Here is a 25,618-nt window from a genome sequence, read left to right as displayed (position 1 = left end):
GGGATTCGGCGGCGGCGGCCTCGCGGGCGGCCTCGGCCGCGGCGCGGGCGGCCTCGCGCGACTCGTCCCAGGCGGCCACGGCGGCCTTCTCGGCGTCGCTGGCGGCCAGCGCGGCGCGGGCCGGGTCGGCGTCGGGGGCGGTGTCGTCGAGCCAGCCGGCGCGGACGGCCTCGGCGGTCTCCTGCTGGACCTCGGCGAGGCGGGCCCTGAGGTGTTCGGCCTCGCTGCGGGCGCGCTGGGCGGCGGTGGCGGCGGCGGTGGCGTCGCGGTGGGCGGCCTCGCCGACGGCCTGGAGCTCGGCGGAACGCTCCTCCTCCTCGTTGGCGGACCGCTCGCCCTGTTCGGCGGCGGTGTGCAGGGCCCGTACGAGGTCGGCGGCGGCGGTGGCGCGGGCGGCGAGGGCCGGTGCGGCGTCCCGTTCGGCCTCGCGGATGGCGGCGGCGACGCGGGCGGAGCGGTCGGCGGCGGCGCGGTGGCGCAGGACGGTCTCGGCGGCCTGCCAGGCGGAGTGCAGGGTGCGGGCTTCGAGGAGTTCGCGGCGCTGGGCGGCGGCGGCCTTGTCCGCGACGGTCAGGGCCAGCGAGGCGTGCCGGTAGGCGAGTTCGGCGGAGACGGCGGCGCTGCGGGCGCGCTGCTCCTCGGCGGCGGTGACGGCGTGGGCGGCGCCGGTGACCTGCTGGGCGAGGTCGGCGGCGCGGCCGCGCTCCTCGGCGGCGCGGGCGGAGAGCCGGCGGGCCAGGGTGCGGGTGCGGCGTTCGGCGCCGGCGTGGACGTCGCGGAGCCGGGTGCGGGTCTCGGCGGCCTCGACGATGCGGGTGAGCAGGTCGACGGAGCCGGCGGTGAAGTCGCGTTCGGCCATCAGCTCGGCGCGGCGGCCGAGCTTGTTGCCGAAGCCGTGGACCAGGTCGGCGAGGCCGTCGGTGTCGCGGGTGTCGGTGACGGCGCGCAGCAGCAGGTCGGTGAAGTCGGAGTCCTTCTTCACCGCGAAGAGGCCGGCGGCCTCGCCCTCGTCGGCGTTCATCTCGCGCTGGTAGCGGAAGAGTTCGGGGTCGAGGCCGAGTTCGGTGAGGTGTTCGTTCCAGCGGTCGTGGATCTCCTCCCAGTACACCTCCAGGTGCGGGTAGGCCTTGCCGGCCTCGGTGATCGCGTCGCGGAAGCCCTTCATGGTGCGGCGGCGGCCCTGCGCGCCGGAGACGCCCTCGACGGGCGGGCGCACGGAGGTGGCCTCGGCGACGGGAAGGCCGTCCAGGCTGAGGCCCGGGCCGGGGCGGAAGGAGTACCAGGCCTCGGCGAACTTGCGGGGGTCGTTGGAGACCTGGCGGCCGCGCCATTCGCTGACCTTGCCGACGACCACGCACTCGCCGGTCTGGGTGTGCTGCCACTCCAGGGCGACGTGGCCGCAGTCGTCGGCGAGGAGGAACTTGCGCAGCACGCCGGAGCTGGCGCCGCCGAGGGTGTTGCGGTGGCCGGGGAGCATCACCGAGAAGATCAGCTTGAGGAGGACGGACTTGCCGCCGCCGTTCTCAAGGAAGAGCACGCCGGCGGGCGCGGGGCGGCGGGGCGGGCCGGTGGGCTCGTCCTCGAAGAACTCCGCCTGGGTGGGCGCCGGGTGGGGTACCGGCTCGCCGACTCCGCGCAGGTCGAGCACGGTGTCGGCGTAGCGTGCGCCGGCGGGCCCGATGGAGTAGAGGCGGATCCGGGACAGCTCGTACATGGCGGCGGACTCTCGTTGTTTCTCGGTGTGTCTCGGTACGGGGGCGCGTGGGGCTCAGGCGTGGAAGGGCAGGCCCGCGTCGGCGGCGAGCTCCAGGTCGTCGCCCTCGGGCGGCGGCAGGAGGGTGGCGGTGCCGTCGCTGACGGGTACCACGCCGAGTTCCAGGAGTTCGGCCATGGCCGCGCTGCCCGCCATGTCGCGGACCTGGAGCTGGTAGCGGGGGGTGGTGCGGTAGGTGCCGCCGGCGTCGTCGCCGGTGCGCTGGAGGAAGCCGGAGTCGGTGAGGAAGGCGGCGGCCTTGCCGACGATGCCGGTGGTGGAGCCGGCGAGGCGGCGGGCGTCCTTGGTGGCGCCGGTCGCGCTGCGGCGGGCGTAGACGCGCCAGGCGGCCTCCAGGCCGGGGGCGTCGGAGGCGGGGTCGGTGTTCTCGCCGAGTTCCTCGGCGCGCTCCTCCAGGCGGCGGCAGGTCTGCCGGACGAAGGCGTCGACGCCGTTGACGGTGATCCGGCCGATGTAGCCGTCGTCGGCGAGGTCCTCGGGGCGGGGGAAGGCGAGGGCGGCGACGGCGAGGTGGGCGAGGCCGTGCAGGAAGCGGTCGCCGCCGTCGGCGGCGGTGCGGCGGGCGTAGTCGCCCATCCGGACGGCGAAGACGGAGTCCTCGCCGGCGGCGACGGCCATGCCGGCGCGCGGGGACACCTCCAGCACGACCAGGCCGAGGCCGGTGGCGACGGCGTCGGCGAGCCGGCCGAAGGCGGGGTCCTCGCGGTAGCGGCGCAGCAGCTCGGCGTACTCGGCGTCCCGGGCGGGGAGCAGCTTGGGCTGGAGCCCGAACCCGACGAGGCGGGCCGCGTCGGCGGCGTCGGCCGGCGTCAGGGCGGTGGCCGGCGCGGTCGTCGCGGGCGCGGCGGAGACCGACGGACCGTCGGGCTCGCTCCACGCGGGGTACTCGGCGTGGTGGTCGCTCACGGGTGGGTCTCCTCGGCGGTGCGGTGGGCCTGGCGGCGGGGGCGGTGGTGCGGTGCGGCGACGCCGGCCCGCCGGGCGGGTACGACGCCGTCGGTGCGGCGGCAGCGGCGGATCCGGGCGACGCCCGGGGCGGGGACGGGGCCGGAGGCCTCGCCGCCCCGGTGGTTCAGGTCTGGGCCCGGGCAGGCGCGCGGGGCGGGGCCGTCGGCACGGCGGCAGAGGCCGTACCGGCCCGGCGCCGGACGGGCGGCCGGGGTGGGTACGGCGATGTCGGCCTCGCCGGTCCGGTGGTTGCCGTCTCGGGTCGGCTGTGGGCGCGGGGCGGGGGGTACGGACGCGGGTGCGGGGCGGGGCGGGGCGACCGGGCGGGCCCGGTGGCGGGTTCCGTGCGCGGCCGCGGGGGCCGGGGTGGCCGGCCCGGGGTGGCGGCGGGGAGCCGGAACGGGGGCGGGCGCGGTCATGCGGGCTCCGCGCGGTCCGCCGCCATGCCGGCCGCGTCCAGGAGGGCCGTGCCGACGATCAGGTCGGCGCCGCCGAACTCCGGGTCCTCCAGGGCGGTGCCGTCGTCCACCGCGAACAGCAGCCGCTCCTCGCCCTGGCGGTACGCCGTGCCCACCGCCGGGCTCGCCGCGTGGACGGCGAGCAGCGCCACCAGGTACGGGAGGTCGGGGTCCTCCCGACGGGCCTGCGCGAGCAGGCCGGACAGGCGGCGCGGAGCGTCGTGCGGGAGGTCCAGGAGGCGGGTCGCGGCCGCGAGCTGCTCCTCGCTGAAGCGGCTGTCGTCCGGGGTCGCGATGAGGTCGGGTTCCGGCATCTCGGCCCCGAGGTGCTCCCGTTCCACGGGCGGGGTGAGGAGGATCTCCACCAGGTCCGCGACCCGCACCGAGACGGGGGTGCGCAGCCCCGTGCCGGCCGCGAAGAAGGCGTCGGTCACCCGGGTGGCGTGCGCCACGGGCAGCGGCATCAGCGGGGCGACGAGCTGTCCGTACAGGTCGATCCCGGAGCGCGCGGCGGGTGCGGCGAAGGCCTGGCGGTCCTGTTCGGCGCGGAAGAGCGGGCCGGCGTCCAGCAGCCGGGACTGGAGCTGGGTGTGCCGGCGGATGCAGTCCTTGACGATGTCGACCAGCTCGGCGGCGCGCCGCTTGTTCTCGGGGTCCTCGGCCTCGTCGCGCGCCTTGCGGATGTTGGTGAGGATCGCGTTCTCGTGCCGGTAGCGGTCGGCGACGTGGTCGAGGGCCTCGGCGATCATGTCCGGGACGGCCTGGAGCCAGTCCACCGCGCGGACGTTGCGCCGGGTGGCGTCGAGCGTGCGGCGCAGGGTCTCGGCGTACTGGACGGTGCGGTAGCGGGCCTGCTCGGCGGCGAGCTGGGCGTCGGCCAGCCGGCCCCGGCTGATCAGGACCTCCAGCTTGACCTCGGCGGCAATCTGCGCGCTGGTGACGTCCGTGTCGAGGGCGCCGACCAGGACGTTGACGGCCTCGTCGGTGGTGCGCAGGTAGACGGCGCCGCCGTGCCCGGGGACCTCCTCGATCAGCTTGAAGTCGTAGTCGCGGCGGACGTAGACCCCGTCGGCGCCGAAGGTGCCGTAGATCGCGCGGAATCCGCGGTCGACGCTGCCGACGTTGATGAGGTTCTCCAGCACCCAGCGGGCGACCCGCTCGTGCTCGGCGGCCGGCCGGTGGGGCGTCTGGGCGGCGACGCGGGGGAGCAGGCGTGCCACTATCTGCTCGTGGTCGGCGCCCGTGTCGAAGTCCATGTTGAGCGTGACCAGGTCGATCGCGGCCAGCGCGACCTCCGCCATCGCGTAGACCCCGTATTCGCCGGCCAGGTTGGCCTTGCGTACGTCGAGGTCGTGCAGCGGGGCGGTGCAGGCGAGGGCGCGCAGCCGCCGGGCGAGGCCCTCGTCGGCGGCCGGGCCCGGCGCCGGGGACGGGAGGGTTTTCGCCGGGGCAGGGAGAGTCACGTCGAAAAGATTAGGCGGTGTCACGGACAACATCCCAAACGGCATGGTTCGGCCGGATCGTCCCCGGCTCCCGGAAGGCCGCGGAAGGGCTCTGCGGCGCGCGGCGCGCACGCTGTTCTACGCTCGCCGCATGGCTTCCATGATCACACCCGCAGCGGCCGCGATCGACCTCAACGCCGACCTCGGCGAGGGCTTCGGGCGGTGGGCGCTCACGGACGACGAGGCTCTCCTGTCGGTGGTCACCAGCGCGAACGTGGCCTGCGGCTTCCACGCGGGCGACCCGTCGATCATGCGCCGGGTGTGCGAGCTGGCCGCCGCGCGCGGCGTGCGGATCGGCGCGCAGGTCTCGTACCGGGACCTCGCGGGCTTCGGGCGGCGTGCGATGGACGTGCCGGCGGCGGAGCTGGCGGCGGAGGTCGCGTACCAGATCGGGGCGCTGGAGGTGTTCGCGCGGGCGGCCGGGTCGAGGGTGTCGTACGTGAAGCCGCACGGGGCGCTGTACAACCGCACGGTGCGTGACGCGGACCAGGCCGGCGCGGTGGTCGACGGGGTCCGGCTGGCCGCCGGGGAGGCCGGGCTGCCGGTGCTGGGACTGCCCGGGTCGCTGCTGCTGGCCGCGGCCGCGGAGGCCGGGCTGGAGGCCGTGCCGGAGGCCTTCGCCGACCGGGCCTACACGCCGGAGGGCACGCTGGTGCCCCGTGGTACGCCCGGGGCGGTGCTGCACGAGCCGGACGTGGTGGTCGCGCGGGCCGTGCGGATGGCGGCGCAGGGGCAGGCCACGGCGTCGGACGGCTCCACGGTACGGGTCCGCGCGCGCTCCCTGTGCCTGCACGGGGACACCCCGGGGGCCGCCGGGCTCGCGCTGCGGGTCCGCGAGGCGCTGGGGGCGGCGGGCGTGCGGGTGGAGGCCTTCGCATGAGGGTGAGGCCCCTGGTGGCGGGCCGGGAGGCGCTGCTGCTGGAGGTGGACACGGCCGGGGAGGCGGCCGCGCTCCACGCCGAGGTGCTGCGCCGGCGGGACGCGGGCGAGCTGGGCCCCGTACGGGACGTGGTCCCGGCGGCGCGGACGGTGCTGCTGGACGGGGTGCGGGAGCCGGGGGCGCTGGCGGCGCGGATCGCCCGCTGGGAGGTGCCGCCGCTCGCGGAGGCGGAGGGGCCGCTGGTCACCGTGCCGGTGCGGTACGACGGGCCGGACCTGGCGGAGGTGGCCCGGGCGTGGGGCGTCGCCGAGGGGGAGGTGGCCGGGCTGGTCGGGGGGATCGAGTTCCGGGTGGCCTTCTGCGGGTTCGCCCCCGGCTTCGGGTACCTGACGGGGCTGCCGGAGCGGCTGTGGCTGCCCCGGCGGGCCACGCCGCGTACGGCGGTCCCGGCGGGGTCGCTGGCCCTGGCCGGGGAGTACGCGGGGGTCTACCCGCGCTCCTCCCCCGGCGGCTGGCAGCTGATCGGCTCCACCGACGCGGTGCTGTGGGACCCGGCACGGGATCCGGCGGCGCTGTTCGTGCCGGGGATGCGGGTGCGGTTCGAGGAGGCGGGGGCGTGAGCGGGTGCGACGACGCGGGCGGGGCGCGGAGGTGCGGCGTGGGCGGGAGCGGGCTGCCGGTGGTGCGGGCCGGGGCGCGGGTGCGGGAGCGCGGCGGGGAGGTGCGGGCGTGAGCGTGAGCGGGGTGCTGGTGGTGCGGGCCGGGGCGCTGACCACCGTGCAGGATCTGGGGCGGCCCGGATACGCGCACCTTGGTGTGCCCCGGTCGGGGGCCCTGGACACGGGCGCGCACGCCTTGGCCAACCGGCTCGTCGGCAATCCGGCGGGGGCCGCCACCGTGGAGACCACCCTGGACGGGGTGCGGCTGCGCGCCCTGGCCCCGGTGACGGTGGCGGTGACGGGCGCGCCGTGCGCGGTACGGGTCTGCGGGCGCCCGGCGGCGTGGGGTGCGCCGGTGTGGCTGCCGGAGGGGGCGGAGCTGGACGTGGGGCGGGCGGTGGCGGGGCTGCGGAGCTACGTCGCGGTGCGGGGCGGGTTCGCCGCGCCCGCGGTCCTGGGGAGCCGCTCGACGGACCTGCTGTCGGGGCTGGGGCCGCCGGTCCTGTCGGACGGGACGGTGCTGGAGGTCGGGGCGGCGGGGCCGGCTCCGGTGTCCGGGGCGGACGCCCTGCGGGTGGCGGGGCCGCCGGTGGCGGAGCTGGTGCTGCCGCTGCGGCTCGGGCCGCGGGCGGACTGGTTCACGGGGGCTTCGGTGGCGCGGCTGCTGTCCTCGCCGTACCGGGTGTCGGCGGCTTCGAACCGGATCGGGCTGCGGACGGAGGGCGGGCCGGTGCTGGAGCGGGCCCGGTCCGGGGAGCTGCCGAGCGAGGGGATGGTGCTGGGGGCGGTGCAGGTGCCGCCGGACGGGCTGCCGGTGGTGTTCCTGGCCGACCATCCCGTGACCGGGGGGTATCCGGTGGTCGGGGTGGTCCCGCCGGGCCCCGCCCTGGACGCCGCCGCCCAGGCCCGGCCGGGGCTGGCGGTCCGGTTCGTCCCAGCGTGAGGGGTGAGGCCGCGGGAGCCGCTGCGCGGGGCGGAGTCCCCTACCCACCCTTCGCCCGTTCCCAGGGGCTCCACCCCGGCCCCCGCGCCTCAAACGCCGGCGAGGCTACGTCCCGGCCCGCCCCGGCAATGCCTGCGGACGCCCGCACAGCAGGATTCGGATCCCCCGGCAACCGCCTACGGGCCGCCGCACACCGAATTCGGCCCGCCCCGGCAACCGACCTACGGGCCCCCGCGCAGCCGGATTCATCCTGCCCCGGCAACCGGCCTACGGCCCCCCGCACGGCGGAATTCGGCCCGCCCCGGCAACCGCCTACGCACGCCCGCGCAGCCGGATTCGTCCTGCCCCGGCAACCGGCCTACGGGCCCCCGCACGGCGGAATTCGGGCCGCCCCGGCAACCGCCTACGCACGCCCGCACGGCGGGATTCGGCCCGCCCCGGCAATCGCCCGCGGCGCCCGTGCGGCTGGACTTCGCGGAGCGGGGTTCCAGCCCGCGCGGCGGTTGAGCGCACCGGGCGCGCCGCGCGCGTGCCGGGGCCAGGGCGGAGGCCCCGGGGGCTCTCAGGCACCGTCGGCGATCGAGGCGCGGGCGGGGGCGGCGCCGCCGGGGCATTCGGCCCCGACGGCGATTGAGGCGCGGGCCGGGGCGGAGCCCCCGGGGGCGGCTCACGGCGGGGGCTGCGGAGCCCCCGGGGCAGGGGGCCGGGGGATTCCCGGGGAACGGGGAAGGGCGGGGCGGGGAGACGGCTCCGCGCAGCGGGTACCCGCGCCCCCTGCGGAGCTACACGGCCGATTCCGGGGCGATGCGGCTGCGGACCGCCGACTGGACGTCCTCCTCCTCCGCCGGGTCGGCCGCCAGGCGGCGCAGCCGCGGGGCCACGCGGGCGTCGGCCGTTTCGGCGTGGCGGGCCGCCACCTCGCGGGTGGTCTCCTCGCAGTCCCAGAGGCACTCCACCGCGAAGCCCGCCGCGAAGGTGGGGTCCGTGCTGGCCAGGGCGCGGGCGGCGCGGCCGCGCAGGTGGGAGGAGGCCGTCTCGCGGTAGATGTGCCGCAGCACCGGCGCCGCGCAGCCGATCGAGAGCCGGCCGGCGCCGTCCACCAGGGTGAAGAGGCGTGCGGAGTCGGGGCCCGAGCCCCGGACGGTCGAGCGCAGGGCACCCAGCACCAGGCCGGTGTCGTCGGGGCCGCCGCGGGCCGCCAGGAGGGCCGCGGCGGCCGCTCCGAGGGCGTCGGGGCGGTGGGCCCACAGGCGGGCCCGCTCCAGCGCAGCGGGGCCGCACATGCGCTCGTAGGCGGCCACGGCGGCTTCGTCGCCGGCGGCTTCGATGAGGTCCAGGACGGCCGGGTTCTCCGGTTCGGCGAGGACCAGGTGGTGCAGGGCGGTGGCCCGGGCGGCCTCGCCCGAGGCTCCGGCGGCGGCCGCGAGGATGGCGGAGCGGTCCTCGGGGCCGGCCACGGCGGCGAGGCAGCGCGCGGCGGGCACGTGCAGCGGGGTACCGCGGCGCAGCCCGTCGGCGGCCCAGTCGAAGACGGCCTGGACGCCCCAGCCGGGCCGGGGGCCGCTCGGGGTCATCTGGCGCTGCCAGCGGTCGAAGGAGCCCTGCTGGCGGGCGGCGCGCAGGCGTTGCCCGTACTGCGGCGACTCCTCCCACAGGCTCCACGGCCGGGGCTCATAGGCGTCGCGGACGGCGGCGGCGAGCCGCGCCTCCCCCTCGGCGGTGTCCGGGAATCTGGCCAGGACGGGCGTGGCGAGGGAGCGCAGCCCCTCGTCGTCGTCGCGCAGGGCGAGCTCGTCGAGGGCCCAGGCCCAGTTGGCGCCGGAGGCGGCGTAGCGGCGCAGCAGCATGAGCGCGTCGTCGCGGCCGTACGAGGCCAGGTGCCCGAGGACGGACAGGGCGAGGCCGGTGCGGTGGTCCTCCTCGTCGACGAGGTCGTCGACGCCGAAGAGGTGGGCCTCGATCGCGCCGAGGGGGCCGTCGAGGTCCAGGTACAGGCGGGCGTAGTAGAGCGACCGGTTCTCGACCTGCCAGTCCTGCCGCGGGTCACGGGTCACGCACTGGTCGAGGGCCGCGAGGGCCTCCGCCCGGGGCGCCGCGAGGGCGTGCAGCGTGCCGTCGCCGCGGCCCCGCTGGAGGAGGCCGAGCAGGGTACCGCTCGGCGCTATGACTGGTTCGAACATGGGAATGGCCTCAAATCAAGCTGGGGACGCAACCGGGAATCGGGATTCACAGGGCCGCGTAACAGCATGTGAGGACGTCCGCCGTCATGTTCCGCTCGATGTAGACCATTGCCTTCTCACTCTCGTCGGTGCTCCGCGACCGTGCCGGCCGGTGCGGCAGGGGGGTGTGACACCCGTCGTGTCCAGCCCGCTCCTGCCCGTCCGTCATGTCCGCGAATCGAATCCGACGCCATGATGACCCAGGCGGTTTGTGCGCCGCGACCACATTTAAAGGCGTCGTGACCAAGCCGTGAGGTCGCGGGCCCGTCCCGACCGCGGTCCGGCGGCCCAAAAAGCGGATTACTTGGCTCCGAAGAGTTCCAGCAGGTCGGCCTTGTGGAACATGCGGGCCGTGTCCACCGCGGAGGGGGTTCCGGCGTGGGGGTCGGCCCCGCCGGCGAGCAGCGCGCGGATGACGGCCTCCTCGCCCTTGAAGACGGCTCCGGCGAGCGGGGTCTGGCCGCGGTCGTTGGCGCGATCGGCCTCGGCGCCGCGGGCGAGCAGGGCGGTGACGGCGTCGGCGTGGCCGTGGTAGGCGGCGAGCATGACGAGGGTGTCGCCGCGGTCGTTGGTGAGGTTGGCGGGGACCCCGGCGTCGAGGTAGGCGGCCAGGGTCTGCGTCTCGCCCTGACGGGCGAGGTCGAAGATCTTGGTGGCCAGCTCGATGACGTCCTCGTCGGGCGCGCCCTGGTGCTCGCTCATGGTCGTACCGCCTTTCGCTCTTCCCAAGTCGTACGGGGCAGGAGTCTGCCCAGGCCGGGCGGGCAGGGGGGTGCCCGGCGCTGCGTCCGTACGGGTGAATCGCCAGAGTAGCGCCCGGTCAGGGACATGAGGGGGCCAGCCCGAGGCAAGGATGTCCCTGGCCGGGGCACCCGACACCCCACCGGGCCGACGCGCCAGCGGAGAGGGTCCGGTCAAGTGAAAAACCCGAAGGTTCACCCGTATGCACCTTTTGTCGCATTGATACTTCCTGTGAGCCTGGAACAACTGATGGTGACCTTTCCCACCGTTCCGCTACCAGGAGAACTCCCATGGTCCTGTCGATCTCAGGTGTCGTGCTGCTCGGCATCATCTGCTTCCTGTTCTTCAAGAAGGACGGGATGAAGCTGACGCACGCCGTCGTCTGCGCGCTCTTCGGCTTCTTCCTCGCCGGCTCCGCCATCGCCCCGAGCATCACCGCCAGCACGGCGAGCCTCGCGAGCCTGCTCGGCGGGATCAAGCTCTAGACCGCTCCGCCCACCCCACCAGGAGACGACCGTGGCCCGGCGCCCACTCCCCCGCATCCTCACCAGTGGCAGCACCTCGCTCGCCCGGGGCCGCGACCTCGCCCGCACGGCGGCCGACAACGTCACGGACGTCCTCCATCCGCTGCTGGTCATCGGACGCGGACTGCGCGTCCTTGCCTCGGCCGGCCGCCGCACCTGGGGCGCGACCCCCAAGGACAAGCGGGGGCCCGCGCTGTTCCTGGGCGCCGCCTGCGTCCTGGTGGTCGCGCTCGTCCCGTACGGGCCCGTCACCGCGCTGATCGCGCTCATGGCGGCGGCCGGCTGGCACGGGCGCGACCGCAGCCCCGTGAAGACCGGGCCCAGCGACGCCGAGACCGACCGGCTGCGCTCCCTCTACGAGGCCCTCGTGCCGTACTTCTCCGCGCCGGAGGACCCGAACCCGCTCTTCGCCCACGGCGGCGGCTTCGACGACGCCTTCAGCGACTACGCCTTCGACGCCGAGGGCCGCGTCACCCGGCTGCGGATCCGCTACCCCGCCTACTTCACCGACGGGGAGGCGGCCTCGCGGGCCCGGATCGAGGCCCTGCTCCACGCCAAGTCCGGGCGCGGCCGCGAGTACCTGTTCGTCTGGGACGAGGAGGCCAACCGGCTCGACCTGCGCGTCCTGGAGCCGCTGCCCACCGGGATCGCCGCCCAGCCGTTCGTGACCTCCCCCGGCGAGTACGTCCTCGGCTTCACCGACCCCGAAGGGGTCCGGCGCACCCTGCCGGTGCTGGAGGGCGACGAGCCGCGCGACGTGCCGCCCGTCGTCTGGCGGACCGGCCCCGGCTCCGCCGAACCGCACCTGCTGGCCGTGGGCCAGCCCGGCGGCGGCACCACCACCCTGCTGCGCTCGATCGCCCTCCAGGCCCTTCGCCAGGGCGGCGACGTGATGATCGTCGAGGGGGGCGGCAGCAACGAGTACGCCTGCCTCGCCGGACGCGCCGGGGTCCTGGCCGTCGAATGCGGGCCGACCGGCGCCCTGGCCACCGTGGAGTGGGCCGCCCACGAGACCGAGCGGCGCCTGATCGCCACGCACCGGGCCCGCGAGGCCGGCCGGCCCGCGCCCGAGGACACCCGCCGCCCGCTGTGGATCCTGCTGGACCGGCCCAGCGTGCTCGCGCACCTCGCCACCGCCGAAGGCCGCCCGGACCCCCTCGCCCAGCTCCAGGTGCCCCTGCGGCACGGCCGGTCGGCACACGTCACGGTGGTGGTCGCCGAGCACTTCGACCATCTGGAGCTGATCGGCGACGCCGTCTGGCAGCACACCCGGGCGCGGGTCGTCCTCGGGCCCGCCCCCGTCCGGCAGCTCACCGACGTCCTCGGGCTGCCCCCGCACACCACGCCGGCCCCGCAGCTCCCGCCCGGCCGCGGCTACGCCCGGCTCGGCACCGGGCCGGTCCTGCGGCTCCAGGTGCCCGCCACGCCAGACCCGTACGACGACGCCACCCACCCCGCGCACCGCCACGCGGTACTGGAACTGCTGCCCGAGCGGCAACCGGCGGGCCCGGGCGGCGGCGAGGCCCCGGCGGCCCCCGCCGGACCGCTCAAGGACCAGCCCCCGGCGCAGGCCGGAGCCCTGGACGCCGAGGAGCTCCCGGAGGTCCCGGCCGAGGCACCCCAGGGGTGAGGGCGGGGGCCGCGCGAGGACCCGTACGCCGTCCTGCGGACCGGCCGCGGCGGATCAGGCCACGAACGTGCGCGGCGGCTCCGCCCCGCCGCCCGCCCCCGTACCGACCAGGCGGGCCGCCGCCGCCAGCCGCGCCGCCGCTTCCTCGGCCACCGGGCCGCCCACCGTGAACGGCAGCCGGACGTAGCCCTCGAAGGCACCGTCCACCCCGAACCGGGGGCCCGAGGGGACGCGGACGCCGACCCGCTCCCCCACCTCGGCCAGCCGCGAACCGGACAGCCCGCCGGCCCGGGCCCACAGGGTGAGCCCGCCGGCCGGTACCTCGAACTCCCAGTCGGGCAGTTCCCGGCGCACCGCCGTGACCAGCGCGTCCCGGTTCTCCCGGGCCTGGGCGCGGCGCATCCCGACCGCCTCCTCCCAGCCGCCGGTGCGCATCAGCCAGTTCACCGCGAGCTGCTCCAGCACCGGGGTGCCGAGGTCGGCGTAGGCGCGGGCCGCGACGAGGCTGCGGATGACGTCCGGGGCCGCGCGGACCCAGCCGATGCGCATGCCCGCCCAGAAGGCCTTGCTGGCGGAACCCACGGTGATCACCGTGGAGCCGGCCGGGTCGAAGGAGCAGACCGGGCGCGGCATGGCCGGTTCCGGGTCCAGCCGGAGCTCGGCCATGGTCTCGTCGGCGATCAGCACGGTGCCGGCGGAGCGGGCGGCCTCGACCATGGCCCGGCGCTGCTCCTCGGAGGCCAGGGCGCCGGTCGGGTTGTGGAAGTCGGCCACCACGTACGCCAGGCGGGGGGCCGAGTCGCGCAGCACCTGCCGCCAGACGTCCATGTCCCAGCCGCTCAGTCCGTCGCCCATGGCCACGGGGACGAGGCGGACCCCGGCGGCGCGCATCAGCTGGAGGATGTTGGCGTAGGAGGGGGATTCGACGGCGATCCGCTCGCCCCGGCCGGCGAAGAGGCTGCAGATGGCGTCTATGGCGCCCATGGCGCCGGTGGTGACCATGATCTGCTCGGGCATGGTCGGGATGCCGCGCTCGGTGTAGCGGTCGGCGAGCATCCGGCGCAGCGCGGGCAGGCCGGCCGGGTAGTCGCCGTGCGTGTGGGCGTACGGAGGGAGCTCCTCCAGGGCGCCCTGGACGGCCTTGGTGAGCCAGGGCTCGGGGGCCGGAAGGGCGGCGCAGCCCAGGTCGATCATGGAACCGAGGGACTCGGGCGGGAGCGGTTCCAGGCCCCGGGCCGGGAGCGGGTTCCCGGCCGGTACGGAGGTCCAGCTGCCGGCGCCGCGACGGGATTCCAGGAAGCCCTCGCCGCGCAGGGCCTCGTAGGCGGCGGCGACGGTGGTGCGGCTGAGGGAGAGGGCGACGGCGAGTTCGCGCTCGGCGGGCAGCCGGGCCCCGACGGGGACGCGGCCCTCCAGGACGAGCAGCCTGATGCCGTCGGCGAGGGTGCGGTAGGCGGGGGCCTTGCGGGCGCCCGGCGCGGGGGGCCGCTCCTGCTGGGAGGTGATCAGCCGGGCGAGCTGTGCGGTGCCGACCGCTGAGGTCCACTGAGCCATGGCGTCCGGTCCACCTTCGTCGGATTGGCCTCGGCCCGCGGGGGCCGGGGCCGGGATTGGATTGGTTCCGCGGGCCCCAGGGTGCCATGGCGCGGTCCACCCGGGCCAGGCGGGGCGACGGACGGTCCGCCGGGAGCGGGCCGCGTTCACCGGTCGTCCACGTGGCCGCTGCCGCCCCACGGGACCCAGCGTGCATACTGCGCCCGTGACTCACGTACGCCGACTCCACCCTTATCTGGACCACCCGGCCCCGATCCCCTTCGCCCACCGGGGCGGGGCCGCGGACGGGCTGGAGAACACCGCCGCCGCCTTCCGCCGGGCGGCCGCGGCGGGCTACCGGTACTTCGAGACCGATGTGCACGCGACGGCCGACGGGAAGCTGGTGGCCTTCCACGACGCCACCCTGGACCGGGTCACCGACGCCTCGGGCCGGATCCGGGAGCTGTCCTGGAGCCGGGTGCGCGAGGCGCGGGTGGCGGGCACCGAGCCGCTGCCGCTGTTCGAGGAGCTCCTGGAGGAGTTCCCGGGGGCCCGCTGGAACGTGGACGTGAAGGACGAGTCGGCCCTGCACCCGCTGGTGAACCTGATCGCGCGGGCCGGGGTCTGGGACCGGGTGTGCGTGGGCTCCTTCTCGGAGAGCCGGGTGGCCCGGGCCCAGAAGATCGCCGGCCCCCGGCTGGCGACCTCGTACGGGGTGCGGGGCGTGCTGGGGCTGCGGCTGCGGTCCTGGGCGATCCCGGCGGCGCTGCGGGTGGGCGCGGTGGCGGCGCAGGTGCCGGAGACCCAGGCGGGCGTCCGGGTGGTCGACCGGCGCTTCGTACGCACCGCGCACGAGCGGGGACTCCAGGTGCACGTCTGGACCGTGAACGAACCGGAACGTATGGAGGCTCTCCTCGACCTGGGTGTCGATGGCATCATGACCGACCGGATCGACATCTTGCGCACGGTGCTGGGCCGGCGCGGGGCCTGGGCCTGACGGGCCGCGGGACCCCCGTGCCCGGTGCTGCGGCCGGCGTCCTACGGGGAACGGCGAGGGGGCGCTCATGACCGAGCGTACGGACAACGAAGCGGAATCCGGGGCCGAGGACGGCGGAGCCGCCGCCGACGGAGCGGCCGCGCGCAGGCGCGAACAGCACGGCTGGTACTTCTACGACTTCGCGTGCTCGGTGTACTCGACGAGCGTGCTGACGGTGTTCCTCGGCCCGTACCTGACGGCGGTGGCGAAGGCCGCGGCCGACGCCGAGGGCTACGTCCACCCTCTGGGCATACCGGTGCGGGCCGGGTCGTTCTTCGCCTACACGGTGTCCCTGTCGGTGATCCTGGCCGTGCTGGTCATGCCGCTGGCCGGGGCGGCGGCGGACCGGACCGGCCGCAAGAAGCCGCTGCTGGCGGCGGCCGCGTACACCGGCGCGGCGGCGACGACCGGAATGTTCTTCCTGGACGGGCACCGCTACCTGCTGGGCGGGTTCCTGCTGGTCGTGGCGAACGCCTCGCTGGCCGTCTCGATGGTGCTCTACAACGCCTTCCTGCCGCAGATCTCCACCCCGGACGAGCGGGACACGGTCTCCTCGCGGGGCTGGGCCTTCGGCTACACCTCGGGCGCGTTCGTGCTCGTGCTGAACCTGGTGCTCTTCCAGGGCCACGCGTCGTTCGGGCTGTCCGAGGGCACGGCGGTGCGGATCTGCCTGGCCTCGGCGGGTCTGTGGTGGGGGGCCTTCGCGGTCGTCCCGCTGCGCCGGCTGCGGGACCGGGCGGTGGTCCGGGAGGCGGGCGCGGCGCCGGCCGTCAGTGGCTGGCGGCAGCTGGTGGCCACGCTGAAGGACATGCGGCGCTATCCGCTGACGCTGTCGTTCCTGCTGGCCTACCTGGTCTACAACGACGGTGTCCAGACCGTGATCTCCCAGGCGTCGGTGTACGGCTCGGAGGAACTGGAGCTGGAGCAGTCCACGCTGATCGTGGCCGTGCTGCTGGTGCAGGTCCTGGCGGTGGTCGGGGCGCTGGCGATGGGCCGGCTGGCGGTGGTGTACGGGGCGAAGCGGACGATCCTGGGCTCGCTGGCCGCGTGGGGGCTGACGCTGGGGGCCGGGTACTTCCTCCCGGCGAGGACCCCGGTGTGGTTCTTCGCACTCGCGGCGATGATCGGGCTGGTGCTGGGCGGCAGCCAGGCGCTGTCGCGCTCGCTGTTCTCGCACCTGGTACCGGCGGGCAAGGAGGCCGAGTACTTCTCGGCGTACGAGATGAGCGACCGCGGGCTGAGCTGGGTGGGGCCGCTGGTCTTCGGGCTGACGTACCAGGTCACGGGCAGCTACCGGGACGCGATCATCTCGCTGGTGGTCTTCTTCGCACTGGGTTTCGCCCTGCTCGCGCGAGTGCCGGTGCGGCGCGCGGTGGAGGCGGCGGGCAATCCTGTTCCGGTGCGCGTCTGAGCCGGGATCCGTCCGGACCCGTGAACGAGTTCCGAACGAATTTCGACGTTGAGGCGATCGGCCGGTAGTGTACGCCTTTGGCCTGCCAGGCGGACCGTTACTGCGCGTTGACAGAGTAGAGACGTTGGGTGACATCTGCTGCCAGATGTGACAAAACGGGCACTGGTGGGTACAACAAGGGGCGGCACGACGGGCGACGCATTGACCCGGAGCGGGAATCTATACCGCCGACCGGACGTTGACCGGATGACGACGACAGCGACACCTGTCCTGTGGGCGACAAGCCCGGGAGGCACGATTCATGAGTGAGCGAGCTCTCCGCGGTACGCGGCTCGTGGTTACCAGCTACGAGACGGACCGCGGCATCGATCTGGCCCCGCGCCAGGCGGTGGAGTACGCATGCCAGAACGGACATCGATTTGAGATGCCGTTCTCGGTTGAGGCAGAGATTCCGCCGGAGTGGGAGTGCAAGGCGTGCGGCGCCATGGCACTCCTGGTGGACGGGGACGGGCCCGAAGAGAAGAAGGGCAAGCCTGCGCGAACGCACTGGGACATGCTCATGGAGCGACGCACCCGCGAGGAGCTGGAGGAGGTGCTGGCCGAACGGCTGGCCGTCCTTCGCTCCGGCGCCATGAACATCGCCGTGCATCCGCGGGACAGCCGCAAGTCCGCCTGACCCGCGGGCGCAGAGCGCAAGCCGAGGGGCCCCGCCACATCAGTGGCGGGGCCCCTCGGCTTGTGCCGTCCGTCTCGTGCGCCGTCGGCCGGCTACGGCGTCAGCGGCGGGCGGTGGCCGGCGTCCGGGTACGGCCCGCCCGCCGGGGAGCCGTCCTCCCGGATCACCTCGCCCGGGACCACCTTGCCGTCGGGGAAGTGGATCCGGGCCTGCGTGTAGGCGTCACCGAAGCCTCCCGGGGTGCCCGAGCTCATCTTCCGCTCCAGCGTGCGCCCGGCCCGGCGGGCCGCGAAGTCCCGGACGGGCGGCAGCAGCAGGAGCAGGCCCGCCACGTCCGACAGCAGCCCGGGCAGGATCAGCAGCAGCCCGGCCAGCATCGTCATGCCGTTCCCGGAGCCCTTGCCGGGCCGGGGCGCCGAGGGCGTCGTGCCCGCCGCGGCCTGCTCCTGCGCCTGCTGGAAGGTCCGCCTCAGGTTGCCGAAGGCCCGCCGCCCCGCGCGCTTGATGACCGCCACGCCCAGTACCAGTCCGCCCGCGAGCAGCGCGGCCACGGTGAACCCGCCGGCCGCGCCGGCGACCAGGCTGAGCAGCCAGATCTCCAGGATCACCCACGCGGCTACCGCCAGCGGGAGGAACGTACGGGCGGGCGAGCGCCGCCGGTGGGCCGTCGATGTGCCGGTCCTCACGGAACCAGTGCCGGTACTCATACCACCCAGTGTGCCCGGGGCGGGGTAAAAGCGGCCTCAGCCGGAGGTACCGGGCAGCCCCTAGGGGGCGGGTTCAGGAGGTGCGCCGGCCCGTGAGCTTCGCCACGCGCTCCCCCAGGCCCCACTGGGTGACCCGCCACAGGGCCTCGATCACGATGTCCTTGCTCATCTTGCTGTCGCCGAGCTCGCGCTCCACGAAGGTGATGGGCACCTCCACCACGCGGAAGCCCTTGCGTACCGCCCGGCGGGCCAGGTCGACCTGGAAGCAGTAGCCGGCCGAGGCGACCTCGTCCAGCCCGAGGCCCTCCAGGGTCTCCCGGCGGAAGGCGCGGAAGCCGCCGGTGACGTCCCTGATCGGGACGTCCAGCATCAGCCGCGAGTACGTGGAGCCGCCGCGGGAGAGGAACTCGCGGCTCTTGGGCCAGTTCACGACGCGGCCGCCCGGCACCCAGCGGGAGCCGAGGACGAGGTCCGCCCCGGACAGCGCGGTGAGCAGGCGGGGCAGCTCCTCCGGCTGGTGGGAGCCGTCGGCGTCCATCTCCACGAGGACCCCGTAGCCGTGCTCCAGGCCCCAGGCGAAGCCCGCCAGGTAGGCGGCGCCGAGCCCCTCCTTGCCCTTGCGGTGCAGGACGTGGACGTGGTCGTCCTCGGCGGCCAGCTCGTCGGCGAGCTTGCCGGTGCCGTCGGGGCTGTTGTCGTCCGCGACCAGCACGTGCGCCGCGGGGACCGCCTCGCGGACCCGGCCCACGATCCTGCCGATGTTCTCCGCCTCGTTGTAGGTCGGAATGATCACCAGCGTGGTGCCGAGCGGACCGAAGGTCCGCTGTCCGCCGTTGCTCACCGGTTCCCCTTGGGTGTCTTTCGTCGAGTCGGTCCTCTGCGGCCCGGACCTCGTCCTGCACGTCACAGCAGGATGATTTTAGAACAGCGATCGGGGCCCGGCGGTCCTTCGGGCCGGACCGGGGCCCGCTGGCTGCGGGCCGCCGTGACCGTTGTCTACTGGACCGCCGGGCCCGATCCGGGGCCACCGCCGCCCCGGTGAAACCTTCCCTCGCCCCCGAGGCACGGGCGCGCTGGGCGGACGGCTCCCTCCGGTCCGGCGTCCTGCCGGTGGACCCGGGCGAACCTATCCGGGCGGGGCCGCCGGGGCCGAGCCGATGGCTGAGGGATCACCCCTGTGGCCGTACGAATACCTCCCGGCCGCCCACGACCGTCTTCAGGCACACCGGCAGCTCCGCGCCCGGGCTCAGGTCGGGCAGGCCCGGGGTACCGGAACGGGGGTCGGTGGACCAGCGGGCCACCCGGTCGTCGGGGGCCTGGACCACCAGCGCGCCGGTCTCCCAGACCGCGTAGTCGGCGGGCGCGCCCGGCACCAGGATGCCCGCGTCGTCCCGGCCCAGCGCCCGCCAGCCGCCCCGGGTGTGGGCGGCGAAGGCGGCCCGTACGGAGATCCGGTGCGCGGGGGTGCGGTGGAAGGCGGCGGCGCGGACGGTGCCCCAGGGGTCGAGCGGGGTCACCGGGGCGTCGGAGCCGAAGGCCAGCGGCACGCCCGCCTTGAGCATGGCCGCGTACGGGTTGAGGGTGCGGGCGCGCTCGACGCCGAGCCGGTCGGCGTACATGCCGTCCTCGCCGCCCCAGGCGGCGTCGAACGCGGGCTGCACGGACGCGGTCAGGCCGAGTTCCGCGAAGGCGGCGATGGTCTGCGGGGTCATCATCTCGGCGTGCTCGACGCGGTGCCGGGCGGCTCGGATCCGGTCCGTTCCCACCTTCTCGGCGGCCGCGCGGACGCCCTCGACGACGGCGGTGACGGCGGCGTCGCCGATGGCGTGGAACCCGGCCTGGAGGCCCGCCTCGGTGCAGGCCGCCACGTGTGCGGCGACCTCGGCCGCGTCCAGGTAGCCGGTGCCGGTGTGCGCGGCGTCGGCGTAGGGGGCGTGCAGGCAGGCGGTGTGCGAGCCGAGGGCGCCGTCCACGAAGAGGTCGCCGGCGGCGCCGACCGCGCCGAGTTCGCGGGCCAGGTCCAGGTCGCGGTCGGCCCAGTAGCCGTGGACGCGCGGGCCGGGGTGTTCGGCGGCCAGGGCCAGCAGGCCGGCGAAGTCCTCCGGGGAGGAGATGTCGGGCCCGCCGCACTCGTGCACGGAGCCGATGCCGAGGGATGCGGCCCGGTCCAGGGCGGCCCGCTGGGCCTCGGCGCGCTGGGCGGGGGTGAGGGCGGCGAGGGCGGCGCGGCGGACGGCGTGGTGGTCGTCCTTGGTGAGCGGCTCGTCGTCGCCGTGCGGGTGGACTCCGGGGACGAGGTCGAGGAGGGCCGTGGTGACGACCGCCGAGTGGACGTCGACACGGCTCAGGTAGAGCGGGCGGCCCCCGGCGGCCTCGTCGAGCTCGGAGCGGCGCGGGGCCCGGCGCTCGGGCCAGCGGGCGGCGTCCCAGCCGTGGCCGAGGAGGACCCGGTCGGCGGGGCGGCGGCTCGCGTACGCCCGGACGAGGTCCAGGGCCTCGGCGAGGGAGCGGGCGGCGGTGAGGTCGAGGCCGGTGAGCGCGAGGCCGGTGGAGGTGGCGTGGACGTGCGCGTCGGTGAAGGCGGGGGTCACGAGCGCCCCGCCGAGGTCGACGACCTCGTCCACGCCCTGCGCGAAGGCGTCGGCCGCGCCCTCGGAGCCGACCCAGGCGATGTGGCCGCGTTCGACGACCATCGCCGTCGCGAAGGGGTCGGCGGGGCTGTGCACCTCGCCTCCGCGGAGGAGGACGGTGCGGGTGGGCGCGTCGGCGCCCGGGACGGGGGCGGTGCGGTCGGTCATGGGGACCAGTCTCGCCCCTGGGCCGGGCGGCCCCGCATCAGACCCTGGGCGGACGGGCCTCGTAGGGGGTGCTGAGGACCACTGTGGTGCGGGTGGAGACGTGGGCCAGGGCCCGGAGGCGGCCCAGGAGGTCCTCCAGCTCCAGGGGCGTGGCCACGCGGACCTTGAGGATGTAGTTCTCGTCCCCCGCGACGCTGTGGCAGGCCTCGATCTCGGGTACGCCCGCCAACCGCTCGGCGATGTCATCCGGCGCGCTCGGGTCGAACGGCTTGACCGAGATGAAGGCCGTCAGGGGCAGCCCGACGGCCTCGGGGTCGACCACGGCCGCGTAGCCGCGGATCACTCCGCGCTGTTCCAGGCGGCGTACCCGCTGGTGGACGGCCGACGTGGACAGTCCGGTGGCCTTGCCGAGGTCCGTGTAGCTCATCCGCCCGTCCCGCACGAGCAGATCCACGATCTGGCGGTCCAGCTCCTCCATTGCGCTCATAGCCGCTCAACCTAAGGCCCAGGGCCGCTCCAGGCACAGCGGTGTCCACGCAGAAGTGGCACCTGCGCCGGGCATGTGACCAAAGCCACAGGCGTGTACGGGCGTACATCCCGCTCTCGTGGTTACTCGTGCCGCGCGACGGGAAGTGCTTGCTGTGGCCGTGGCCGAAGAACAATGCCCGCCCGGCCCACCCAAGGGGGAGTACATCCATGCTGAACACCAAGCGCGCCGGCGGCACCGAACCGGAGCCCCTGGAACCGCTCGCCGCCGAGTACGCGGCGGACGACGACTACCTCGAACCCGCCGACTCCGAGGGCTTCGAGATCCACCACGCGGTCTGCCCGGACTGCGGGCAGTCGATCGCGCTCGTCGCGGACGAGGAGCACCTTCCGGAGCACGCCCTGTGCCTGACCCCCTGGAACCCGTTCGGGCTCACGGTGTGCGCGGGTACGGGCCGGCCGGTGTCGGACGCGCTGGCGGCGGCGGGACTGCTCCAGTCGGAGCGGCCGGAGCTGGAGGCCGTCGTGCACCTCACGCTGCCGCAGGGCCTGGACTGGCGGACGCAGCCCTTCTCGCACGTCGGCGGTCCGGGCTCGCGTCCGGTGCGGCTGGCGGCGGCCGCGACGCCGCCGCAGAAGCGCCAGCACGCGCAGGCCGCCTGAGCTCCGCTACCAGTAGGTCCCCTGCACCATCGCGGCCAGGCTCGCGTGGTGCAGGATCAGGCCGTCCGGATCCGCGGGGACCTCGACCTCCCCGAAGTACGCCTGTCGGTAGGCGATGCGCAGCATCACGATGCCGTGCCGCAGGGCGGCGTAGAGGGTGTGGAACTCCATGTCCCGCGGGGTGTGTCCGGTGAGTTCCGCGTACCGGCGTTCCAGGTCCTCGCGGCGCAGGAAGTCCGGCAGGCCGGGCTGGCCGAAGCCGACGGTCAGGTCCTGGAAGAAGCGGTGCAGGTAGACGGTCCAGCCGAGGTCGACCTCGCGCGGGGCGCAGGCGGCCATCTCCCAGTCGAGGACCGCGGCCGGCCGGAAGCCGTCGTAGACGACGTTGCCGATGCGGGCGTCTCCCCAGTTGAGGACGGGGTCGCCCTCGTCGGCGGGCCAGAGTTCCTCCAGCCGGTCGAAAGCGCGCTCCAGGAGGGGCGAGCGGGCCAGGCCGTCCACCACCCAGGCGTAGTAGGCGCGCTGCGCGTCGACGTGGCGGCGCAGCGGGCTGCCCGTGCCCGGCGGGAGCAGGAACGCGGCCTCCTTCGCCGGGAACTGGTCGTGCAGGCGCGCGAGCAGGGAGATGCTCTCCTCCTGGAGCTCGGCGCGCTCGGCGTCGGTCGCGGAGTGCAGCCAGTTGCCCTCGTAGGTGTACGGCATGACGTCGGGCGGTACGCGGCCCTCGGCGCGGGCCATCACGAAGAACGGCGCGCCCAGCGGGGCGGGGTCCTCCTCCAGCCAGAGCACGCGCGGGACGGGGAGGTCGGTGTGCTCGGCGGCCAGGGCCATCACGCGGTGCTGGCGGGGCATGTCGTAGGCGGGGAAGACGGTGTAGGCGGCCGGGTCGGCGGCCAGGCGCAGGGCGCAGGCGCGGACGGGGGCGCTGGGGTGCTCGACGTCGAAGAGCAGGGTCTCGCTGGACATGCCGTTGGAGCCGGGCACGGAGGTGCCGGTGACCTTGGCGCCGGGGAGCCGGTGGTCGAGCCAGGCCGCGAGACGGCGGCCGAGTTCCTCGGGTTCGCGGGTGGAGGTGCGGGGGCGCGGTGCCGTCATGGGGGACTCCTCTCCGGGTCGGGTCAGGTCAGGGGGCTACCGAGGTGTGGTCGGCGAAACCGCTGGGGTCGTGGCGGCCGAAGCTGCCGTGTTCGAAGATTCCGTGGCCGGTGCGGCCGTCGAGGGTGAAGCGGGCCGAGTGGTCGGTGACCCCGAAGGCGGCCATGGGGTGGGCGGCGGGGTCGGAGAGGTCGTAGGTGCGGCGGTCGGTCCAGCCGCGTCCCTGCCAGGTGCCGTGCTGCCAGTCGGCGGCGGGCGGGTATCCGGCTCCGACGGCCAGCGGGGAGGAGTTCAGGATCTCCACGCCGAGTTCGAGGGGTTTGCGGGAGGGGTCGGTGAGGTGGACCACGGCCCGCTCGGGGTGGCGGCTGCCGGGGCGGTAGCGGATCTCGGTGTGGGGCCAGCCGAGCTGGACGTCGTGGCGGCCACTGGCCTCGGGGAAGACCTGCACGGCCTCGTTGAGGGTGCGGTGGCCGTCGGCGTCCTCCTGGGCGATGACCATGACGAAGCGGTCCTCGAAGCGGACGGGGATCCAGAGCCAGTGGAAGCCCTCCGGGCGCATCTCGTCGGCGGCGCGGCCGCCGTCCTCGCCGGGTATCGGGCGTACCCCCCAGCTGCGGTCGCGGGTGCCGGTCCACTCCCCCGGGGTCAGGGTGAACTCCTCGCCGCGGGCCCGGACGGTGCCGGTGACGCCGCCGGCCTGGACGAAGCGGCGGCCCTCCAGCATCAGCCGGTCGCCGCGCCGCTGGACGTGGTGGGGTTCCCAGACGGCGGGGAACTCCGCGGTCCAGGTGATGTCGTACGAGAGGCCGCGCGGGTCCGCCGGGTCGGGGTCGCAGCGCAGGGTGAGCCGCCGGAGCGGCACGTCGACGGTGATCGACAGGGGGCCGACGGAGAGGTTCATGCGGTCGTCGGTGAGGGCGTCGGAGGCGCGGACGGCGAGGAGCTCGTCGCCGAGGCGCAGGGTGGCGTAGGCGTCGATGACCCCGGCGTTGGGGTAGACGCCGAGGCCGAGGATGAGGACGGCGCGGCCGGCGTGGTCGAAGACGTGGAAGATGCAGCGGTCGTAGGCGTTGCGGTCGCCCGTGACCAGGTGCTTCATCGAGAGCGGGGCCTGGTGGACGGGGTACTCGTCGAGGGGCACGGGACGGTCGGCGGGCATGGCGAACCTCCTGGGCGCGGGTGCCGGCGCGGCGCCGGCCGAGCGGATATGACGGTACGTCAGATACCGCGGCGGCGGCCAGAGTCGTGGCACACCCTGACAGCCCGGCACTCCTGGCCATCGCCGGCCCGCCGCCCGTGGGACGGCTCGAACGGATGGGCGCGGGCGAGGAGGGGTTACCCGTGCGTCCGGTCCGGCGTTGGCCCTGCATGACCACCCTGGAGACGCCCTCGCCGAGAGCGGGGCGCAGGCGGCGCACCACACCGCCGGGTTACGAAGAATCGGTTCAGCAGACCGCCGCGCACCCCGCGCGCGAGCAGCCCCGTCCGGGGCCGCCCGGCTTCCGCGGGCAGCCCGACCCGCCGATCTACGCGGCCCTGCTCGCCCGCTGGGCCGCCGACGGCCGGACCCTGCCGGGCCGGCGCGACCCGGACTGGTCGCGGATCGCCTCCGACCCGATCTGGCCGTCCGGCCCGCTCTTCGGCTGAGGGGACGCGAAGGGGGCCGCCCCGGCTCCCGCCGGTGCGGCCCCCTCGTCGACGTCAGCGGGTCTCGGGCCCGGCCAGGTGGCGGGCGATGACCATGCGCTGGATCTGGTTCGTGCCCTCCACGATCTGGAGCACCTTCGCCTCGCGCATCAGCCGCTCCACCGGGAAGTCCGCGGTGTAGCCGTAGCCGCCGAGGATCTGCACCGCGTCCGTGGTGACGGCCATCGCCGCGTCCGTGCAGAACAGCTTGGCCATCGCGGCCTGCCGCGAGAACGGCTTGCCCGTGTCGCGCAGCCGCGCGGCCGCGAGGTAGAGGGCCCGGCCCGCCTCGATCTTGGTGGCCATGTCGGCCAGCATGAAGCGCAGCCCCTGGAAGTCGGCGATCGGGTGCCCGAACTGCTTGCGGCCGAGCGCGTAGGAGACCGCCTCGTCCAGCGCGGCCTGGGCGACGCCGATGGCGCAGGCGGCGATCCCGAGGCGGCCCGCGTCGAGGGCCGCCAGCGCGATGGTGAAGCCCTGCCCCTCCTCGCCGATCCGCCGGGAGTCGGGCACGCGCACGCCGTCGAAGTGCAGCTGGGCGGTGGGCGAGCCCTTCATGCCCATCTTCTTCTCGGGGACGGCGGCCGTCAGGCCCTCCGCGTCCCCGGGCACCAGGAAGGCCGTGATGCCCTTGGGGCCGGGGGCGCCGGTGCGGGCCAGGACGGTGTAGAAGTCGGCGACCCCGCCGTGCGTGATCCACGCCTTGGTGCCGGTGATCACCCAGTCTTCGCCGTCGCGCACCGCCTTGGTGGTGAGCGAGGCGGCGTCCGAGCCGGAGGCCGGCTCGGAGAGGCAGTAGGCGCCGAGCAGGCCTCCGCCGAGCATGTCGGGGAGGTGGGCGGCGCGCTGCTCCTTGCTGCCGTACCCGGCCAGGCCGTGGCAGGCCAGGGAGTGCACGCTGACGCCGAGGCCGACGGTCAGGCGGGCGGCCGCCAGCTCCTCCAGCACCTGGAGGTAGACCTCGTATGGCTGGTCGCCGCCGCCGAACTCGCCCGCGTAGGGGAGGCCCAGCAGACCGGACTCGGAGAGCAGGCCGAAGACCTCGCGCGGGAAGCGCCCGGCGTCCTCCTCCTCGGCGGCCTTGGGGCGGATCTCCCGCTGGGCGATCTCGCGTACGAGCGCGAGGAGGTCCCGGGACTCCTCGGTGGGCAGCTGACGGTCCACCGGCTGCGGGGCGCGGTCGGTCATGGCGGCGCTCTCCTCCCTCGTCGGGCACGGCGGCGACGCGTGAGGTGTGGTACGCGCC

At 75.3% G+C, this 25,618-nt stretch carries 23 protein-coding genes and 1 pseudogene; 10 read left to right on the top strand and 14 right to left on the bottom strand.

Features of this window, described 5'->3' with window-relative positions; translation table 11 throughout:
- The 4 genes and pseudogenes from WDV06_RS06410 to WDV06_RS06395 form a co-directional block, all read right to left on the bottom strand.
- Window positions 1-1,714: pseudogene (locus WDV06_RS06410) on the bottom strand (hypothetical protein); the annotation flags it as partial.
- Between the two features lie 54 nt (window positions 1,715-1,768).
- On the bottom strand, window positions 1,769-2,680 hold the full coding sequence (locus tag WDV06_RS06405) for a hypothetical protein (protein WP_395508654.1): 912 nt from the start codon (window positions 2,678-2,680) through the stop codon (window positions 1,769-1,771).
- A complete protein-coding gene (locus WDV06_RS06400) occupies window positions 2,677-3,141 on the bottom strand; it encodes a hypothetical protein (protein ID WP_395508653.1) in 465 nt (154 codons plus the stop codon). Before WDV06_RS06400 ends, WDV06_RS06405 begins: the two co-directional genes overlap by 4 nt.
- The gene (locus tag WDV06_RS06395) at window positions 3,138-4,688 is read right to left on the bottom strand and encodes a hypothetical protein (protein ID WP_395508652.1); all 1,551 of its coding nucleotides are present in this window, start codon (window positions 4,686-4,688) and stop codon (window positions 3,138-3,140) included. The genes WDV06_RS06400 and WDV06_RS06395 overlap by 4 nt, the downstream gene beginning before the upstream one ends.
- An 85-nt stretch (window positions 4,689-4,773) precedes the next feature.
- On the opposite strand from WDV06_RS06395, the gene WDV06_RS06390 reads away from it, so the two are divergent.
- The 3 genes from WDV06_RS06390 to WDV06_RS06380 all read left to right on the top strand — a co-directional run bounded on the left by WDV06_RS06390 (window position 4,774) and on the right by WDV06_RS06380 (window position 7,164).
- A complete protein-coding gene (locus WDV06_RS06390) occupies window positions 4,774-5,562 on the top strand; it encodes a LamB/YcsF family protein (protein WP_395508651.1) in 789 nt (262 codons plus the stop codon).
- Window positions 5,559-6,182: a 5-oxoprolinase subunit B family protein gene (locus WDV06_RS06385; RefSeq protein ID WP_395508650.1), complete on the top strand. Its 624-nt coding sequence runs from the start codon at window positions 5,559-5,561 to the stop codon at window positions 6,180-6,182. The genes WDV06_RS06390 and WDV06_RS06385 overlap by 4 nt, the downstream gene beginning before the upstream one ends.
- A gap of 109 nt (window positions 6,183-6,291) precedes the next feature.
- On the top strand, window positions 6,292-7,164 hold the full coding sequence (locus WDV06_RS06380; protein WP_395508649.1) for a 5-oxoprolinase subunit C family protein: 873 nt from the start codon (window positions 6,292-6,294) through the stop codon (window positions 7,162-7,164).
- Between the two features lie 782 nt (window positions 7,165-7,946).
- On the opposite strand, the gene WDV06_RS06375 is transcribed toward WDV06_RS06380, so the two are convergent.
- Together WDV06_RS06375 and WDV06_RS06370 are read right to left on the bottom strand one after the other, a co-directional pair.
- The gene (locus WDV06_RS06375; RefSeq protein WP_395508648.1) at window positions 7,947-9,344 is read right to left on the bottom strand and encodes a HEAT repeat domain-containing protein; all 1,398 of its coding nucleotides are present in this window, start codon (window positions 9,342-9,344) and stop codon (window positions 7,947-7,949) included.
- A gap of 339 nt (window positions 9,345-9,683) precedes the next feature.
- The gene (locus WDV06_RS06370; protein ID WP_395508647.1) at window positions 9,684-10,085 is read right to left on the bottom strand and encodes an ankyrin repeat domain-containing protein; all 402 of its coding nucleotides are present in this window, start codon (window positions 10,083-10,085) and stop codon (window positions 9,684-9,686) included.
- A 329-nt stretch (window positions 10,086-10,414) separates the two neighbouring features.
- On the opposite strand from WDV06_RS06370, the gene WDV06_RS06365 reads away from it, so the two are divergent.
- Both WDV06_RS06365 and WDV06_RS06360 read left to right on the top strand, forming a co-directional pair.
- Complete coding sequence (locus WDV06_RS06365) at window positions 10,415-10,609, top strand: hypothetical protein (protein WP_344159715.1); 195 nt, start codon at window positions 10,415-10,417, stop codon at window positions 10,607-10,609.
- 31 nt (window positions 10,610-10,640) lie between these two features.
- A complete protein-coding gene (locus tag WDV06_RS06360) occupies window positions 10,641-12,278 on the top strand; it encodes a hypothetical protein (RefSeq protein WP_395508646.1) in 1,638 nt (545 codons plus the stop codon).
- 54 nt (window positions 12,279-12,332) lie between these two features.
- Here WDV06_RS06360 and WDV06_RS06355 read toward each other — a convergent pair whose 3' ends face one another.
- Window positions 12,333-13,832, bottom strand: coding sequence for an SCO1417 family PLP biosynthesis transcription factor (locus tag WDV06_RS06355; protein ID WP_395508645.1), 1,500 nt, complete (start codon window positions 13,830-13,832; stop codon window positions 12,333-12,335).
- 205 nt (window positions 13,833-14,037) lie between these two features.
- Here WDV06_RS06355 and WDV06_RS06350 point away from each other — a divergent pair, with 205 nt between their 5' ends.
- The 3 genes from WDV06_RS06350 (at window position 14,038) to WDV06_RS06340 (ending at window position 16,934) form a co-directional block, all read left to right on the top strand.
- Window positions 14,038-14,808: a glycerophosphodiester phosphodiesterase family protein gene (locus WDV06_RS06350; protein WP_395508644.1), complete on the top strand. Its 771-nt coding sequence runs from the start codon at window positions 14,038-14,040 to the stop codon at window positions 14,806-14,808.
- A gap of 67 nt (window positions 14,809-14,875) precedes the next feature.
- Window positions 14,876-16,258, top strand: coding sequence for an MFS transporter (locus WDV06_RS06345; protein ID WP_395508643.1), 1,383 nt, complete (start codon window positions 14,876-14,878; stop codon window positions 16,256-16,258).
- A 301-nt stretch (window positions 16,259-16,559) separates the two neighbouring features.
- Window positions 16,560-16,934, top strand: coding sequence for an RNA polymerase-binding protein RbpA (locus WDV06_RS06340; RefSeq protein ID WP_007262928.1), 375 nt, complete (start codon window positions 16,560-16,562; stop codon window positions 16,932-16,934).
- A gap of 92 nt (window positions 16,935-17,026) precedes the next feature.
- On the opposite strand, the gene fxsA is transcribed toward WDV06_RS06340, so the two are convergent.
- The 4 genes from fxsA to WDV06_RS06320 form a co-directional block, all read right to left on the bottom strand.
- On the bottom strand, window positions 17,027-17,620 hold the full coding sequence (gene fxsA / locus WDV06_RS06335; RefSeq protein ID WP_395508658.1) for an FxsA family membrane protein: 594 nt from the start codon (window positions 17,618-17,620) through the stop codon (window positions 17,027-17,029).
- A gap of 94 nt (window positions 17,621-17,714) precedes the next feature.
- Entirely contained in the window at window positions 17,715-18,482 is a 768-nt protein-coding gene (locus WDV06_RS06330; RefSeq protein WP_395508642.1) for a polyprenol monophosphomannose synthase, read from the bottom strand.
- A 328-nt stretch (window positions 18,483-18,810) separates the two neighbouring features.
- Window positions 18,811-20,439: an amidohydrolase gene (locus WDV06_RS06325; protein WP_395508641.1), complete on the bottom strand. Its 1,629-nt coding sequence runs from the start codon at window positions 20,437-20,439 to the stop codon at window positions 18,811-18,813.
- A 37-nt stretch (window positions 20,440-20,476) separates the two neighbouring features.
- Window positions 20,477-20,917 (bottom strand): Lrp/AsnC family transcriptional regulator, encoded by a 441-nt coding sequence (locus tag WDV06_RS06320; RefSeq protein WP_030240692.1) that lies wholly within the window; start codon window positions 20,915-20,917, stop codon window positions 20,477-20,479.
- Between the two features lie 218 nt (window positions 20,918-21,135).
- Between WDV06_RS06320 and WDV06_RS06315 the strand changes: the two genes are divergently transcribed.
- Window positions 21,136-21,588 carry a hypothetical protein gene (locus tag WDV06_RS06315; RefSeq protein ID WP_395508640.1) on the top strand — a complete coding sequence of 151 codons (453 nt, stop codon included), beginning with the start codon at window positions 21,136-21,138 and terminating at the stop codon, window positions 21,586-21,588.
- Window positions 21,589-21,594: 6 nt separating this feature from the next.
- Here the strand turns inward: WDV06_RS06315 and WDV06_RS06310 are convergent, their stop codons facing one another.
- The gene (locus tag WDV06_RS06310; RefSeq protein ID WP_395508639.1) at window positions 21,595-22,683 is read right to left on the bottom strand and encodes a phosphotransferase family protein; all 1,089 of its coding nucleotides are present in this window, start codon (window positions 22,681-22,683) and stop codon (window positions 21,595-21,597) included.
- Between the two features lie 28 nt (window positions 22,684-22,711).
- On the bottom strand, window positions 22,712-23,845 hold the full coding sequence (locus tag WDV06_RS06305) for an Rv3169 family protein (RefSeq protein WP_395508638.1): 1,134 nt from the start codon (window positions 23,843-23,845) through the stop codon (window positions 22,712-22,714).
- 209 nt (window positions 23,846-24,054) lie between these two features.
- On the opposite strand from WDV06_RS06305, the gene WDV06_RS06300 reads away from it, so the two are divergent.
- Window positions 24,055-24,333 carry a hypothetical protein gene (locus WDV06_RS06300; RefSeq protein WP_395508637.1) on the top strand — a complete coding sequence of 93 codons (279 nt, stop codon included), beginning with the start codon at window positions 24,055-24,057 and terminating at the stop codon, window positions 24,331-24,333.
- Window positions 24,334-24,387: 54 nt separating this feature from the next.
- Here the strand turns inward: WDV06_RS06300 and WDV06_RS06295 are convergent, their stop codons facing one another.
- Window positions 24,388-25,560, bottom strand: coding sequence for an acyl-CoA dehydrogenase family protein (locus WDV06_RS06295; protein WP_395508636.1), 1,173 nt, complete (start codon window positions 25,558-25,560; stop codon window positions 24,388-24,390).
- Window positions 25,561-25,618 lie beyond the last annotated feature (58 nt).

The sequence above is a fragment of the Streptomyces racemochromogenes genome, assembly GCF_044129415.1.
GTDB lineage: Bacteria > Actinomycetota > Actinomycetes > Streptomycetales > Streptomycetaceae > Streptomyces > Streptomyces racemochromogenes_A.
The sequence above is the reverse complement of the archived record's forward strand: the minus strand, read 5'-3'. Positions and strand labels throughout refer to the sequence as shown.

What these genes read in the sequence shown, in the direction of transcription:
- WDV06_RS06390 (WP_395508651.1), top strand. Translation starts at nt 4,774, where the DNA reads ATGGCTTCCATGATCACACCCGCAGCGGCCGCGATCGACCTCAACGCC.
- WDV06_RS06295 (WP_395508636.1), bottom strand. Translation starts at nt 25,560, where the DNA reads ATGACCGACCGCGCCCCGCAGCCGGTGGACCGTCAGCTGCCCACCGAG.
- WDV06_RS06355 (WP_395508645.1), bottom strand. Translation starts at nt 13,832, where the DNA reads ATGGCTCAGTGGACCTCAGCGGTCGGCACCGCACAGCTCGCCCGGCTG.
- WDV06_RS06385 (WP_395508650.1), top strand. Translation starts at nt 5,559, where the DNA reads ATGAGGGTGAGGCCCCTGGTGGCGGGCCGGGAGGCGCTGCTGCTGGAG.
- WDV06_RS06345 (WP_395508643.1), top strand. Translation starts at nt 14,876, where the DNA reads ATGACCGAGCGTACGGACAACGAAGCGGAATCCGGGGCCGAGGACGGC.
- WDV06_RS06400 (WP_395508653.1), bottom strand. Translation starts at nt 3,141, where the DNA reads ATGACCGCGCCCGCCCCCGTTCCGGCTCCCCGCCGCCACCCCGGGCCG.
- WDV06_RS06370 (WP_395508647.1), bottom strand. Translation starts at nt 10,085, where the DNA reads ATGAGCGAGCACCAGGGCGCGCCCGACGAGGACGTCATCGAGCTGGCC.
- WDV06_RS06305 (WP_395508638.1), bottom strand. Translation starts at nt 23,845, where the DNA reads ATGCCCGCCGACCGTCCCGTGCCCCTCGACGAGTACCCCGTCCACCAG.
- WDV06_RS06320 (WP_030240692.1), bottom strand. Translation starts at nt 20,917, where the DNA reads ATGGAGGAGCTGGACCGCCAGATCGTGGATCTGCTCGTGCGGGACGGG.
- WDV06_RS06375 (WP_395508648.1), bottom strand. Translation starts at nt 9,344, where the DNA reads ATGTTCGAACCAGTCATAGCGCCGAGCGGTACCCTGCTCGGCCTCCTC.
- WDV06_RS06300 (WP_395508637.1), top strand. Translation starts at nt 24,055, where the DNA reads ATGACCACCCTGGAGACGCCCTCGCCGAGAGCGGGGCGCAGGCGGCGC.
- WDV06_RS06310 (WP_395508639.1), bottom strand. Translation starts at nt 22,683, where the DNA reads ATGACGGCACCGCGCCCCCGCACCTCCACCCGCGAACCCGAGGAACTC.
- WDV06_RS06325 (WP_395508641.1), bottom strand. Translation starts at nt 20,439, where the DNA reads ATGACCGACCGCACCGCCCCCGTCCCGGGCGCCGACGCGCCCACCCGC.
- WDV06_RS06340 (WP_007262928.1), top strand. Translation starts at nt 16,560, where the DNA reads ATGAGTGAGCGAGCTCTCCGCGGTACGCGGCTCGTGGTTACCAGCTAC.
- WDV06_RS06315 (WP_395508640.1), top strand. Translation starts at nt 21,136, where the DNA reads ATGCTGAACACCAAGCGCGCCGGCGGCACCGAACCGGAGCCCCTGGAA.
- WDV06_RS06395 (WP_395508652.1), bottom strand. Translation starts at nt 4,688, where the DNA reads ATGCCGTTTGGGATGTTGTCCGTGACACCGCCTAATCTTTTCGACGTG.
- WDV06_RS06365 (WP_344159715.1), top strand. Translation starts at nt 10,415, where the DNA reads ATGGTCCTGTCGATCTCAGGTGTCGTGCTGCTCGGCATCATCTGCTTC.